Consider the following 13,866-nt stretch of genomic DNA (forward strand, 5'->3'; position numbering starts at 1 on the left):
GGTCCGCCGTGGGGCAAGTGACCCCTGCTCGGCCGTCTGTGGCCGCGTGGGGCGAGAGTTGCCGCACAGGGGTGTAGCTCAATTGGCAGAGCAGCGGTCTCCAAAACCGCAGGCTGCAGGTTCAAGTCCTGTCACCCCTGCGCCTCAGGCCTGACCGTTCCCGTGGGTCGCGCCGCCGAGATGGCGGCGTCCGGCCCGTGGTGGTGGCATTGGCGGGGTGGTTCCGAGGCATCGGGCCCCCCGGTTGATCCACCGGCCGCGGCCCGTCGCGGGACGGTTGGTCCGGCCGGCGTGACAGCGCCGCGCACGCCGTCCGGCGTGCGACCCGAGATTCCGCGACGGAGGGCGAAGTGGCCGACAACAAGCGGCGCGGCGAGGACGCCGGCGACGATCGTCTGGACGACGAGGTCGTCGACGACGTAGCCGACGACGACGCCACCAGCGCGGACGAGCCGGTCTCCCGGGGAGGCACCGCGACGCGGTCCCGCGCCCGGGCGGAGTCGGCGGACAGCCGGCCGACCACCCGGTCGGAGACCGGTCGGGTGGGCGTGTTCGGCCGCATCGCCCGGTTTTTCCGCGAGGTAGTGGCCGAGCTGCGTAAGGTCATCTGGCCGACGCGCAAGGAGTTGCTGACATACACCGCCGTGGTGGTGGCGTTCGTCGCAGTGATGCTGACGATCGTGGGTGTGCTGGACTACGGCTTCGCCAAGGTCGTGCTGTTTGTCTTCGGCAACTCGAGCTGACCGGCTGCCTCCAGAGCCGATAGTGACGGAAGTGAGCGAGCGTGCCTGAGTACGACGAGACCGCCGGACCGGTGGACGAGCAGTCCACGGTCGCGACGGCGGCTGGTGACGAGTCGGTTGAGGCCGCCAGCGAGCCGGAGTTCCCAACCACCGAGCCCGCCCCGGACGAGGAGTACGACCCGGTCGCCGAGCTGCGGCAGAAGCTGCGCTACGCGCCGGGTGACTGGTACGTGGTGCACTCCTACGCCGGCTACGAGAACAAGGTCAAGACCAACCTCGAGACCCGGATCACGAGCCTCGACATGGAGGACTTCATTTACCAGGTCGAGGTGCCGACCCGGGAAGAGGTCGAGGTCAAGAACGGCAAGCGTTCGCAGATCCAGGCCAAGGTCTTCCCGGGCTACATCCTGGTTCGGATGGAGCTGACCGCCGAGTCCTACTCCTGTGTCCGTAACACCCCGGGCGTGACCGGCTTCGTCGGCGCGACCGACCGGGCCGACCGGCCCGCGCCGCTCTCCCTCGACGAGGTGCTGAAGTGGCTGGCGCCGGCGATCGAGACCGAGCAGAAGAAGGCGAAGCCCGAGATCAAGGTCCTCGACTTCGAGGTGGGCGACTCGGTCACCGTCACCGACGGCGCGTTCGCGTCGCTGCCGGCCACGATCAGCGAGATCAACGCCGACCAGCAGAAGCTCAAGGTGCTGGTGTCGATCTTCGGCCGGGAGACCCCGGTGGAGCTCAACTTCAACCAGGTCGCCAAGATCTGACCGGTCGTCGGCGGCGGGCCCGGCCCGCCGCTGACGTCGGCGTACGCCCTCCCGCTCGACCTCGGCGGACGAGTGGGCTGCGGCCTGCGCTACTCTTGAACGTCGCCGCTGTCGCACCGCGCTGACCGTGCGCGCCCCGAGGGCGGTGTCAGCCGCATTTTCCCAGCTCCAAGCCCCAGGAAGTGACATGCCTCCGAAGAAGAAGCTCGTCAAGACGTTCACGCTTCAGCTGCCGGCGGGCCAGGCCACGCCGGCGCCGCCGGTCGGCCCCGCGCTCGGCCAGCACGGCGTGAACATCATGGAGTTCTGCAAGTCCTACAACGCGCAGACCGAATCCCAGCGGGGCGACATCGTCCCCGCCGAGATCAGCGTGTACGAGGACCGGTCCTTCACCTTCGTGCTGAAGACCCCGCCCGCTGCCCGGCTGCTGATCAAGGCCGCCGGTGTGCAGAAGGGCTCGGGCGTTCCGCAGAGCGAGAAGGTCGGCTCGGTCAGCCGCGCCCAGCTGCGTGAGATCGCCGAGAAGAAGATGGCCGACCTCAACGCCAACGACCTGGACCAGGCCGAGAAGATCATCGCCGGCACCGCCCGGTCGATGGGCATCACCGTCAACGACTGACCTCGGCCTAGGCCGACCACCGTGGGAGGGCCCGCGCCGAGCGGCCCGCCAGAGACCACAGGAGTATTCAGCAATGCAGCGCAGCAAGAGCTACCGCAAGGCCGCCGATGTCATCGACCGGTCCAAGCTCTACACCCCCTCCGAGGCCGTGAAGCTGGCCAAGGAGACCACCAACGTCAAGTTCGACGCCACGGTCGAGGTCGCCATGCGCCTCGGCGTCGACCCCCGCAAGGCGGACCAGATGGTCCGCGGCACGGTCAACCTGCCGCACGGCACCGGTAAGACCGCCCGCGTGATCGTCTTCGCCGCCGGCGCGAAGGCCGATGAGGCCACCGCGGCGGGTGCGGACGAGGTGGGCACCGACGAGCTGGTCGCCCGGATCCAGGGCGGTTGGCTCGACTTCGACGCGGCGATCGCCACGCCGGACCAGATGGCCAAGATCGGCCGGATCGCGCGGATCCTGGGCCCGCGCGGTCTCATGCCGAACCCGAAGACCGGCACGGTGACCATGGACGTCACCAAGGCCGTGCAGGACATTAAGGGCGGCAAGATCACCTTCCGGGTGGACAAGCACTCCAACCTGCACCTGATCATCGGCAAGGCCTCCTTCTCGGAGAGCCAGCTGGTGGACAACTACGCCGCGGTGCTCGACGAGGTGCTGCGCGCCAAGCCGTCCGCGGCGAAGGGCAAGTACCTCCGCAAGGTCATCCTGACCACCACGATGGGCCCGGGTGTCCCGGTCGACCCCAACCTGGTGAAGAACCTGCGCGAGGACTCGGCCGAGGCCTGAGCCGAGCCGACACTTCGCTCCACCGGGGCGCCGCCACCACCGTGGCGGCGCCCCGGCGCGTCTGAGGTGTGACAGGCTCGACCGCATGCGGCTGGAGAACGTCTGGTTTCGGTACCACCGGCGTGGTCCGTGGGTGCTGCGGAGCGTGGATGTGCGGATCGGTCCGGGTGAGGTGGCGGTCGTGCTGGGCCGTAACGGGGTGGGCAAGTCCACCCTGCTCCAGGTGGCCGCCGGGGTGCTCCGGCCGGCTCGGGGCCGGGTCACCGACCGGCCCGGGCGGGTGGGCTGGGTGCCGGAGCGCTTCCCGGCCGACCAGCCCTTCACGGTGGCGCGCTACCTGACCGGGATGGCCCGGGCGGCCGGGCTGGGCCGGGCCGCGGCCGACGCGGCCGTGACGGCCTGGACCGACCGGCTGGGGCTGGTCGCGTTCCGCGCGGTCCGGCTTCCGGAGCTGTCGAAGGGCACCGCGCAGAAGGTCGGCCTCGCCCAGGCCATGCTGCGCCCGCCGGGCCTGCTGGTGCTCGACGAGCCGTGGGAGGGGCTGGACGCCACCACCCGGGCCCTGGTTCCCGAGCTGATCGACGAGGTTCTGGCCGTCGGCGGGGCGGTCCTGGTCAGCGACCACCGTGGCGAGACGGTTCGGCTGCCGGGCGCGCGCCACTGGGCGGTGGCCGACGGCACGGTGGTCGAGGAGACCCCGGCGCCGGACGGGACGGTCGCGGTGATCGAGGTCGCGGTGCCGACCGCGCGGGTCGCCGGCACCGTCGCCCGGTTGCGCGCCGAGGGCCACCAGGTGCTGCGGGTACGCGCCGACGCCCGGCCCGCCCCGCCGCCGGCCCGACCAGGCGGTGACGACCCGGCACCGGACGAGCCGGTGACGGTGGACGGCGTCGGCGTGGCCGTCGATCACGCCGCGGGGGAGGCCCGATGATCGCCCTGGTCCGGCTGCGACTGGCCGGTTTCCTGCGGACCGGGCGGGCGGTCGCGCCGCTGCTCGCCGGCCTCGTCGCGCTCGGCATCCTGTACGGCGGCGGCCGGTCCCAGCCGGCGGAGGCGTACGGCGTCTCCGCGGTGGTGCTGTTCCCGTTGCTCGCCTGGCAGACCAAGATCCTGCTGGACGTCGAACCGGACGTGCAGCGCCGGCTCGCCCAGGTGACGGTGGGGGTGGCCCGGGAGCGGCTGGCGGGGCTGTTCGCCGCCGGCGTGGCGGCGCTGGTCGCGGTGGCCGTCGCGCTGGCCTTCCCGTGGTTGGTGGGCGGGGTCAACGGTCCGGTCGACCCGACGGACCGATCGGTGCCGGTCGGTGTCGCGCTGGGGCTGTGGGCGCATCTGTTGGTCGTACCCGCCGCGGTGGCCCTCGGCGCGCTGGCCAGCCGGCCCTCCGTGGGCGGCGCCGGGTACGGCGTCGCGGTGCTGGCCCTCGGCGGCGTCGGCGCGGTCGTGCTCGGCCTGACCGGGTCGGTGGCCCCCTGGCTGGCGCCGCCGATCATGGCGATAGCCCGGACCACGGCGGGCGACGCCGCCGTCCTCACCCTGCTCGGGCTCACCGCCTGGGCGCTGGCCTGGAGCGCCGCGGCGGTCGGCGGCTACCTGTGGCGGCGGCGAGCCCGGGGTTGAGGCGCCCGGAGTCGAGGCAGCGGTGGCCTGGCTCACACCGGGCGATTTGGTGCTGGTCACGGGGTCGCGTACTCTTCAAACGTCATCCGTGTTCTCATGGATGAGGAACCACCCAGAGACCGCTGGTCACCGTGCTTCGGCACGGTCGAAGGTCCCGCGACAACGGGCGACCCGCGTAGGGCGGCAAGCGTAACTCGGCAGTGAGCATGGTCCGCCGACCGTGACGATCCGCCGGCCCTCGCCCCGTGCGCCCTGCGCCGGGGCTTTTTCGTTGTCGTGCTGCCTCCGCCCCCGCTCCGGCTTCGGCCGTGACGGGGACCAGCCTCGAGTAACGAGAGAGGAGGGACATGGCGGACAAGCCGATCCGGGCCGACAAGGCCACGGCCGTCGCAGAGCTGACCGAGAACTTCCGCAACGCGGGCGCCACCGTGCTGACCGAGTACCGCGGTCTGACGGTCTCCCAGCTCACCCAGCTGCGGCGCTCGCTCGGCGCCGACACCAGCTACACGGTCGCGAAGAACACGCTGGCGAAGCGTGCTGCGACGGACGCGGGCATCAACGGCCTCGACGAGCTGTTCACCGGTCCTACCGCGCTGACTTTCGTTTCGGGCGACGTCGTCGAGGCGGCGAAGGGGCTTCGCGACTTCGCGAAGGCCAACCCGAAGCTCGTCATCAAGGGCGGTGTCTTCGAGGGCAAGGCCATCACCGCGGCCGAGGTCACGAAGCTCGCCGACCTGGAGTCCCGCGAGGTGCTGCTGGCCAAGCTGGCCGGCGCGATGAAGGGCAACCTGAGCAAGGCCGCGGCCCTGTTCCAGGCCCCGCTGTCGAAGACCGCCCGTCTGGCGGCTGCCCTGCAGGACAAGCGCGAGAAGGAGGGCGCCGAGGCGGCCTGACGGCCTCCCGGCGCACCAGTTCTTACTTAACAGATCCAGGAAAGGACGCCAGACATGGCGAAGCTCAGCACCGACGAGCTGCTCGACGCGTTCAAGGAGATGACGCTGATCGAGCTCTCCGAGTTCGTGAAGCAGTTCGAGACGACCTTCGAGGTCACCGCCGCGGCCCCGGTCGCCGTGGCCGCCGCGGGTGGGGCTCCGGCCGCCGCCGAGGCCGAGCCGGAGAAGGACGAGTTCGACGTCGTCCTCGAGGCTGACGGTGGCAAGAAGATCCAGGTCATCAAGGTCGTGCGTGAGCTGACCGGCCTGGGCCTCAAGGAGGCCAAGGACGCGGTCGAGTCCGCGCCGAAGGCCATCCTGGAGAAGGTCAACAAGGAGACCGCCGAGAAGGCGAAGGCCAAGCTCGAGGGCGAGGGCGCCAAGGTCACCCTCAAGTGACCTGACGTTCCACCTGCGCGTGCCCGGCTCGGCGAGCGGGGACACGATCGCGTCGCGACGGGCGGCGATCCGACACGGATCGCCGCCCGCCGTGTTGGTGAACCCGGCGACAGCCGTCCTGAGCTGGGCGCCGACGCCCTCTCGGGAGGACCCGAACGAGCGCGGCGGGTCGCCCTTCGGTGGGAAAGACGGCGCGACCCGGATTCCGGCCCTTGACGCGGCCCCGGGCTGCCAGGCACGCTGACACCAGCAAGACACCGCGCTTGCGACGGCCACGACGTGGGTAATGAAAGCGGCGGCACCATCGGCCGCAGCAACCCGAGCGGCCCAGCGGGAACGTTGCGTTCCGAGCGGCCCGGCAGACCCCCGGTTCACGGGGGCCGAGGCACGTTCCGCAACGACCTGCGGGGTGGGCTGGACAGCGGTTAGCCTCTCGGCTACACTGCTAGTTTGCGCTGCCTTCCGACTTGACCCCTGCTCGGAAATGTCCGTTTACGGATATTTCTGGTGGGGTCATTGGAGTGCACGCGTACCAGCCGTTCTGCAGCACCGGTCCTCGGAAGGACGCATCTTGGCAGCTTCCCGCCCTGCGAAGACCAGTCGTACGTCGAGCGCATTCGCGCCCCGTCGAGTTTCATTCGGCAGGATCACCGAACACCTCGAGGTCCCCAACCTCCTTGCCATCCAGAACGAGTCCTTCGACTGGCTCGTCGGCAACGAGGGTTGGCAGGGCCGGTCGGCGGACGACCCGCACGCACGCTCGGGTCTCGCGGAGATCCTCGAAGAGATCAGTCCCATTGAGGACTTCTCCGGCACCATGTCGCTCTCTTTCTCGGCGCCGCGCTTCGACGAGGTCAAGGCCTCGATCGAGGAGTGCAAGGAGAAGGACCTGACCTACTGCGCTCCGCTCTTCGTGACCGCGGAGTTCACCAACAACACCACTGGCGAGATCAAGAGCCAGACGGTGTTCATGGGTGACTTCCCGATGATGACGCCCAAGGGCACCTTCGTCATCAACGGCACCGAGCGCGTCGTGGTCAGCCAGCTCGTCCGGTCCCCGGGCGTGTATTTCGACAAGCAGCCGGACAAGACCTCCGACCGCGACCTCTCCAGCGTCAAGGTCATCCCGAGTCGGGGTGCCTGGCTGGAGTTTGACATCGACAAGCGCGACACGGTCGGCGTACGCATCGACCGCAAGCGTCGGCAGGCCGTCACGGTCCTGCTCAAGGCCATCGGATGGTCGGCCGAGCGGATCCGTGAGCGGTTCGGCTGGTCCGAGCTGATGATGACCACGCTCGAGAAGGACCACATCGCCGGCCAGGACGAGGCCCTGCTCGACATCTACCGCAAGCTGCGCCCTGGCGAGCCGCCGACGCGCGAGAACGCCCAGACCCTGCTCGACAACCTCTTCTTCAACCCGAAGAGGTACGACGTCGCCAAGGTCGGGCGCTACAAGTTCAACAAGAAGCTCGAAGTCGACGTGCCGATCACCACCGGCACGCTCACCGAGGACGACATCGTCGCCACCGTGGAATACCTCTGCCGGCTGCACGCCGGTGAGGAGGGCTACGAGGCCGACGACATCGACCACTTCGGCAACCGCCGCCTGCGCACCGTGGGCGAGCTGATCCAGAACCAGGTTCGGGTCGGCCTGTCCCGGATGGAGCGGGTCGTCCGCGAGCGGATGACCACGCAGGACGTCGAGGCGATCACCCCGCAGACCCTGATCAACATCCGCCCGGTGGTGGCGGCGATCAAGGAGTTCTTCGGGACGTCGCAGCTGTCCCAGTTCATGGACCAGACCAACCCGCTGGCGGGCCTGACCCACCGGCGCCGGCTGAGCGCGCTCGGCCCGGGTGGTCTGTCCCGGGAGCGGGCCGGCTTCGAGGTCCGCGACGTGCACCCGTCCCACTACGGCCGGATGTGCCCGATCGAGACGCCGGAAGGCCCGAACATCGGCCTGATCGGCGCGCTGTCCACCTTCGCCCGGGTCAACCCGTTCGGCTTCATCGAGACGCCGTACCGGAAGGTCGTCGAGGGTCGGGTCACCGACCAGATCGACTACCTGACCGCGGACGAGGAGGACCGGTTCGTCAAGGCCCAGGCCAACGCGCCGCTGAAGGCTGACGGCACGTTCGCCGAGGACCGGGTCCTGTGTCGTCGTAAGGGTGGCGAGACCGAGGACGTGGTCCCCGCCGCCGTCGACTACATGGACGTGTCGCCGCGGCAGATGGTCTCGGTCGCGACCGCCATGATCCCGTTCCTCGAGCACGACGACGCCAACCGGGCACTGATGGGCGCGAACATGCAGCGCCAGGCGGTGCCGCTGGTCAAGGCCGAGGCGCCGCTGGTGGGTACGGGCATGGAGTACCGGGCCGCGGTCGACGCTGGCGACGTGGTGGTCGCCGAGGTCGGCGGTGTGATCGAGGATCTCTGCGCCGACTACGTCACCATCCACCAGGACGACGGTCACCGCCGGACGTACCTGCTGCACAAGTTCCGCCGCTCCAACGCCGGCTCCTGCGTCAACCAGAAGCCGGTCGTCTTCGAGGGCGACCGCGTCGAGGCCGGTCAGGTCATCGCCGACGGTCCCTGCACCGACGAGGGCGAGATGGCGCTCGGGCGCAACCTGCTCGTGGCGTTCATGTGCTGGGAGGGTCACAACTACGAGGACGCGATCATCCTGTCGCAGCGCCTCGTGCAGCAGGACGTGCTCACCTCGATCCACATCGAGGAGCACGAGGTCGACGCCCGGGACACCAAGCTCGGCCCGGAGGAGATCACCCGCGACATCCCGAACGTCAGCGAGGAAATGCTCGCCGACCTCGACGAGCGCGGCATCATCCGGATCGGTGCCGAGGTCGTCCCCGGCGACATCCTGGTCGGCAAGGTCACGCCGAAGGGCGAGACCGAGCTGACCCCGGAGGAGCGGCTGCTCCGCGCGATCTTCGGTGAGAAGGCGCGCGAGGTTCGGGACACCTCGCTGAAGGTGCCGCACGGCGAGACCGGCACGGTCATCGGTGTGCGTACCTTCTCCCGCGAGGACGGCGACGAGCTGCCTCCGGGTGTCAACGAGCTGGTCCGGGTCTACGTCGCCCAGAAGCGGAAGATCCAGGACGGCGACAAGCTCGCCGGCCGGCACGGTAACAAGGGCGTCATCTCCAAGATCCTGCCGATCGAGGACATGCCGTTCCTTGAGGATGGCACCCCCGTCGACATCGTGCTCAACCCGCTGGGTGTGCCGAGCCGGATGAACATCGGCCAGGTGCTCGAAACCCACCTCGGCTGGGTCGCCAAGACCGGCTGGAAGGTCGAGGGCGACGACGCGTCCTGGAAGAAGCAGCTGCGCTCGATCGGCGCCGACGAGTCCGAGGGGGACACCAACGTGGCCACCCCGGTCTTCGACGGTGCCCGCGAGGAGGAGATCGCCGGTCTGCTCTCGTCGACCCTGCCCAACCGGGACGGCAACCAGCTGATCGGCGCCAGCGGCAAGGCGCAGCTGTTCGACGGCCGCTCCGGCGAGCCGCTGCCGGACCCGATCGCGGTCGGCTACATCTACATCCTGAAGCTCAACCACCTGGTCGACGACAAGATCCACGCACGGTCGACCGGCCCGTACTCGATGATCACGCAGCAGCCGCTGGGTGGTAAGGCGCAGTTCGGTGGTCAGCGCTTCGGTGAGATGGAGTGCTGGGCGATGCAGGCGTACGGCGCCGCGTACGCCCTGCAGGAGCTGCTCACGATCAAGTCCGACGACGTGCTCGGCCGGGTGAAGGTCTACGAGGCCATCGTCAAGGGCGAGAACATCCCGGAGCCGGGCATCCCGGAGTCCTTCAAGGTGCTGCTCAAGGAGCTGCAGTCGCTGTGCCTCAACGTTGAGGTGCTGTCCAGCGACGGCGTGGCCCTGGAGATGCGCGAGACCGACGACGAGGTGTTCCGGGCCGCCGAGGAGCTGGGGATCGACCTGTCCCGGCGCGAGCCGAGCTCGGTCGAAGAGGTCTGAGGTGAGCGGTCCGGGGGCCGGCTTGCCGGCCCCCGACCTCGCCCGAGTATTAGCAGTACAGACGACGACATAGGGGACATAGTGCTCGACGTCAACTTCTTCGACGAGCTGCGCATTGGTCTCGCCACCGCCGACGACATCCGTCAGTGGTCGCACGGCGAGGTCAAGAAGCCTGAGACGATCAACTACCGCACCCTGAAGCCGGAGAAGGACGGGCTCTTCTGCGAGAAGATCTTCGGTCCGCAGCGGGACTGGGAGTGCTACTGCGGTAAGTACAAGCGCGTCCGGTTCAAGGGCATCATCTGTGAGCGCTGCGGCGTCGAGGTGACCCGTTCCAAGGTCCGTCGTGAGCGGATGGGGCACATCGAGCTCGCCGCTCCGGTGACCCACATCTGGTACTTCAAGGGCGTGCCGAGCCGGCTGGGCTACCTGCTGGACCTCGCCCCCAAGGACCTCGAGAAGATCATCTACTTCGCCTCGTACGTCGTGACGAGCGTGGACGCGGAGTCGCGTCACCGTGACCTCTCGACGATCGAGAACGAGATCCTGGCCGAGAAGCGGCAGTCCGAGAACAGCCGCGACTCGGAGATCGAGAAGCGGGCCGCCAAGCTCGAGGCCGACCTGGCCGAGCTGGAGGCCGAGGGTGCCAAGGCGGACGTCCGGCGCAAGGTCAAGGAGGGCGGAGAGCGCGAGATGCGCCAGATCCGCGACCGGGCCCAGCGCGAGATCGACCGCCTGGACGAGGTGCTGGACACCTTCCGCAAGCTGGAGCCGAAGCAGCTGGTCACCGACGAGCTGCTCTACCGCGAGCTGCGCGACCGGTTCGGTGAGTACTTCACCGGTTCCATGGGCGCCGAGGCGATCAAGGCGCTGGTCCAGAACATGGACCTCGACGCCGAGGCCGACAGCCTGCGGGAGACCATCCGGTCCGGCAAGGGCCAGCGGAAGATCCGGGCGCTCAAGCGGCTCAAGGTCGTGGCGGCGTTCCTGAACACCCGCAACTCGCCGCTCGGCATGGTGCTGGACTGCGTCCCGGTCATCCCGCCGGACCTGCGCCCGATGGTCCAGCTCGACGGTGGCCGTTTCGCCACCTCGGACCTGAACGACCTGTACCGCCGCGTGATCAACCGGAACAACCGCCTCAAGCGGCTGATCGACCTCGGCGCGCCCGAGATCATCGTCAACAACGAGAAGCGGATGCTCCAGGAGGCCGTCGACGCGCTGTTCGACAACGGCCGCCGTGGCCGGCCGGTCACCGGTCCGGGTAACCGCCCGCTCAAGTCGCTGTCCGACATGCTCAAGGGCAAGCAGGGCCGGTTCCGGCAGAACCTGCTGGGCAAGCGCGTCGACTACTCCGGCCGTTCGGTCATCGTGGTCGGCCCGAAGCTCAAGCTGCACCAGTGCGGCCTGCCCAAGCAGATGGCGCTGGAGCTGTTCAAGCCGTTCGTGATGAAGCGGCTGGTCGACCTCAACCACGCGCAGAACATCAAGTCCGCCAAGCGGATGGTCGAGCGGCAGCGCCCGGTCGTCTGGGACGTGCTGGAAGAGGTCATCGGCGAGCACCCGGTGCTGCTCAACCGGGCACCGACCCTGCACCGCCTGGGCATCCAGGCCTTCGAGCCGCAGCTGGTCGAGGGCAAGGCGATCCAGATCCACCCGCTGGTCTGCACCGCGTTCAACGCCGACTTCGACGGTGACCAGATGGCGGTGCACGTGCCGCTGTCCGCCGAGGCCCAGGCCGAGGCACGGATCCTGATGCTGTCGTCGAACAACATCCTCAAGCCGGCCGACGGCAAGCCGGTCACCATGCCCACCCAGGACATGGTCATCGGTCTCTACCACCTCACCCACCTCACCCTCGGTGAGAAGGGCGAGGGCCGGGCGTTCAGCTCGGACGCCGAGGCGCGGATGGCGTTCGACAACGGCGAGCTGCACCTGCAGGCGCCGGTGCGGATCCGGCTGCGTGACGTGATCGGGGTCGACAACGGCGCCGGCGCCGAGCCGTGGACCGCTCCGGAGGGCTGGGTCGAGGGTGAGCCGCTGACCGTGGAGACCACCCTCGGTCGGGTGCTGTTCAACGAGACGCTGCCGCAGGGCTACCGCTTCGTGAACTACGAGATCCGCAAGGGTCAGCTCTCCGCGATCGTCAACGATCTGGCCGAGCGCTTCCCCAAGGTGGCGCTGGCCGCCACCCTGGACGGGCTCAAGGAGGCCGGTTTCCACTGGGCCACCTGGTCCGGCGTGACGATCGGCATGGAGGACGTCATCGCTCCGCCGCGCAAGGCGGAGATCCTGGCGAAGTACGAGAAGGAAGCCGACCGGATCGACAAGCAGTACCAGCGTGGTCTGATGACCGCCGAGGAGCGTCGCGGCGAGCTCATCGAGATCTGGACCAAGGCGACCAACGAGGTCGCCAAGGAGATGGACACCGCGCTTCCGCAGGAGAACCCACTGTGGAAGATGATCAACTCGGGTGCCCGCGGTAACCTGCTCCAGCTCCGGCAGATCGCGGCGATCCGTGGTCTGGTGGCCAACCCGAAGGGCGAGATCATCCCGCGGCCGATCAAGGCCAGCTACCGGGAGGGTCTGTCCGTGCTGGAGTACTTCATCTCCACGCACGGTGCGCGTAAGGGTCTCGCCGACACCGCGCTGCGTACCGCCGACTCGGGTTACCTGACCCGTCGTCTGGTGGACGTCTCGCAGGACGTGATCATCCGCGAGGAGGACTGCGGCACCGACCGGGCGATCCCGATGCAGATCGGCGAGCGCCTGGAGGACGGCAGGCTGGTCGTGCACGAGCACGCCGAGACCAGCGTGCACGCCCGTACGCTGGCCGACGACATCAAGGGGCCGGACGGCACCGTCGTCGCCGAGCGGGGTCAGGACATCAACTCCATCGGGGTCGACAAGATCGTCGCCGCCGGCGTGGAGACGGTCCGGGTGCGCAGCGTGCTCACCTGCGAGTCGAAGCTGGGTGTCTGCGGTGCCTGCTACGGGCGCTCGCTGCCGACCGGCAAGACCGTGGACGTCGGCGAGGCGGTCGGCATCATCGCCGCCCAGTCGATCGGTGAGCCGGGTACGCAGCTGACGATGCGTACCTTCCACACCGGTGGTGTCGCGGGTGAGGACATCACCCAGGGTCTGCCGCGTGTCCAGGAAATCTTCGAGGCCCGGGTCCCGAAGGGTAAGGCGCCCATCGCCGACACCCCCGGCCGGATCCGGATCGAGGACGGCGAGCGCTCGCGGAAGATCATCGTGGTGCCGGACGACGGCAGCGAGGAGATCGTCTACGACAAGATCTCCAAGCGGGTTCGGCTGCGGACCCACGACGGCGGTCACGTCGCGGTCGGCGAGAAGCTCACCGAGGGCACCATCGACCCGCACGAGCTTCTGCGGATCATGGGTCCGCGGGCGGTCCAGGTCCACCTGACCAGTGAGGTCCAGGAGGTCTACCGCTCGCAGGGCGTGCTCATCCACGACAAGCACATCGAGATCATCATCCGTCAGATGCTCAAGCGGGTGACGGTCATCGACTCCGGCTCGACCGAGTTCCTGCCGGGTGTGCTGGTCGACCGGGCGCTGTTCGAGTCGGAGAACCGCCGGCTCGTCTCGGAGGGTGGCGAGCCCGCCGCCGGTCGTCCGGTGCTGATGGGTATCACCAAGGCCTCGCTGGCCACCGACTCCTGGCTCTCGGCGGCCTCCTTCCAGGAGACCACCCGGGTGCTGACCGACGCTGCGATCAACTCGCGCAGCGACTCGCTGGTCGGCCTCAAGGAGAACGTGATCATCGGCAAGCTCATCCCGGCGGGTACCGGCATCAGCAAGTACCGCAACGTCCGGGTGGAGCCGACCGAGGAGGCCAAGGCCAAGGTCTACTCGATGACCGGGTACCCGGAGACCGACTACGGCTTCGGGCCGGCCAGCGGGCAGGCTGTGCCGCTGGACGACTTCGACTTCGGGTCGTACCGCTAAGCACCAACCGCACGACGAGGCCCCCGG

General features: G+C 68.9%; 10 protein-coding genes and 1 tRNA gene. All 11 read left to right on the forward strand.

The window, feature by feature from the left end:
* Nucleotides 1–67: 67 nt before the first annotated feature.
* The 11 genes from ACWD6N_RS22910 to ACWD6N_RS22960 all read left to right on the forward strand — a co-directional run bounded on the left by ACWD6N_RS22910 (nt 68) and on the right by ACWD6N_RS22960 (nt 13,839).
* Nucleotides 68–140 (forward strand) — tRNA-Trp (locus tag ACWD6N_RS22910).
* Between the two features lie 210 nt (nt 141–350).
* On the forward strand, nt 351–743 hold the full coding sequence (gene secE / locus ACWD6N_RS22915; protein ID WP_089018931.1) for a preprotein translocase subunit SecE: 393 nt from the start codon (nt 351–353) through the stop codon (nt 741–743).
* A gap of 41 nt (nt 744–784) precedes the next feature.
* Complete coding sequence (gene nusG / locus ACWD6N_RS22920; protein ID WP_354964807.1) at nt 785–1,507, forward strand: transcription termination/antitermination protein NusG; 723 nt, start codon at nt 785–787, stop codon at nt 1,505–1,507.
* A gap of 187 nt (nt 1,508–1,694) precedes the next feature.
* On the forward strand, nt 1,695–2,126 hold the full coding sequence (gene rplK, locus ACWD6N_RS22925; protein WP_053653970.1) for a 50S ribosomal protein L11: 432 nt from the start codon (nt 1,695–1,697) through the stop codon (nt 2,124–2,126).
* Between the two features lie 73 nt (nt 2,127–2,199).
* Nucleotides 2,200–2,916 (forward strand): 50S ribosomal protein L1, encoded by a 717-nt coding sequence (rplA, locus tag ACWD6N_RS22930; protein ID WP_354964805.1) that lies wholly within the window; start codon nt 2,200–2,202, stop codon nt 2,914–2,916.
* A gap of 85 nt (nt 2,917–3,001) precedes the next feature.
* Nucleotides 3,002–3,847, forward strand: a complete 846-nt coding sequence (locus tag ACWD6N_RS22935) for an ABC transporter ATP-binding protein (protein WP_387324561.1) — start codon at nt 3,002–3,004, stop codon at nt 3,845–3,847.
* Nucleotides 3,844–4,533 (forward strand): hypothetical protein, encoded by a 690-nt coding sequence (locus ACWD6N_RS22940; protein ID WP_387324564.1) that lies wholly within the window; start codon nt 3,844–3,846, stop codon nt 4,531–4,533. Before ACWD6N_RS22935 ends, ACWD6N_RS22940 begins: the two co-directional genes overlap by 4 nt.
* A 347-nt stretch (nt 4,534–4,880) precedes the next feature.
* The gene (rplJ, locus tag ACWD6N_RS22945) at nt 4,881–5,426 is read left to right on the forward strand and encodes a 50S ribosomal protein L10 (RefSeq protein ID WP_354964802.1); all 546 of its coding nucleotides are present in this window, start codon (nt 4,881–4,883) and stop codon (nt 5,424–5,426) included.
* A gap of 54 nt (nt 5,427–5,480) precedes the next feature.
* Nucleotides 5,481–5,864: a 50S ribosomal protein L7/L12 gene (gene rplL, locus ACWD6N_RS22950; RefSeq protein WP_354964801.1), complete on the forward strand. Its 384-nt coding sequence runs from the start codon at nt 5,481–5,483 to the stop codon at nt 5,862–5,864.
* Between the two features lie 571 nt (nt 5,865–6,435).
* Nucleotides 6,436–9,867, forward strand: a complete 3,432-nt coding sequence (gene rpoB / locus ACWD6N_RS22955; RefSeq protein ID WP_387324568.1) for a DNA-directed RNA polymerase subunit beta — start codon at nt 6,436–6,438, stop codon at nt 9,865–9,867.
* Between the two features lie 81 nt (nt 9,868–9,948).
* Complete coding sequence (locus tag ACWD6N_RS22960) at nt 9,949–13,839, forward strand: DNA-directed RNA polymerase subunit beta' (RefSeq protein ID WP_387324571.1); 3,891 nt, start codon at nt 9,949–9,951, stop codon at nt 13,837–13,839.
* Nucleotides 13,840–13,866 lie beyond the last annotated feature (27 nt).

This window comes from Micromonospora sp. NPDC005163 (genome assembly GCF_053599835.1).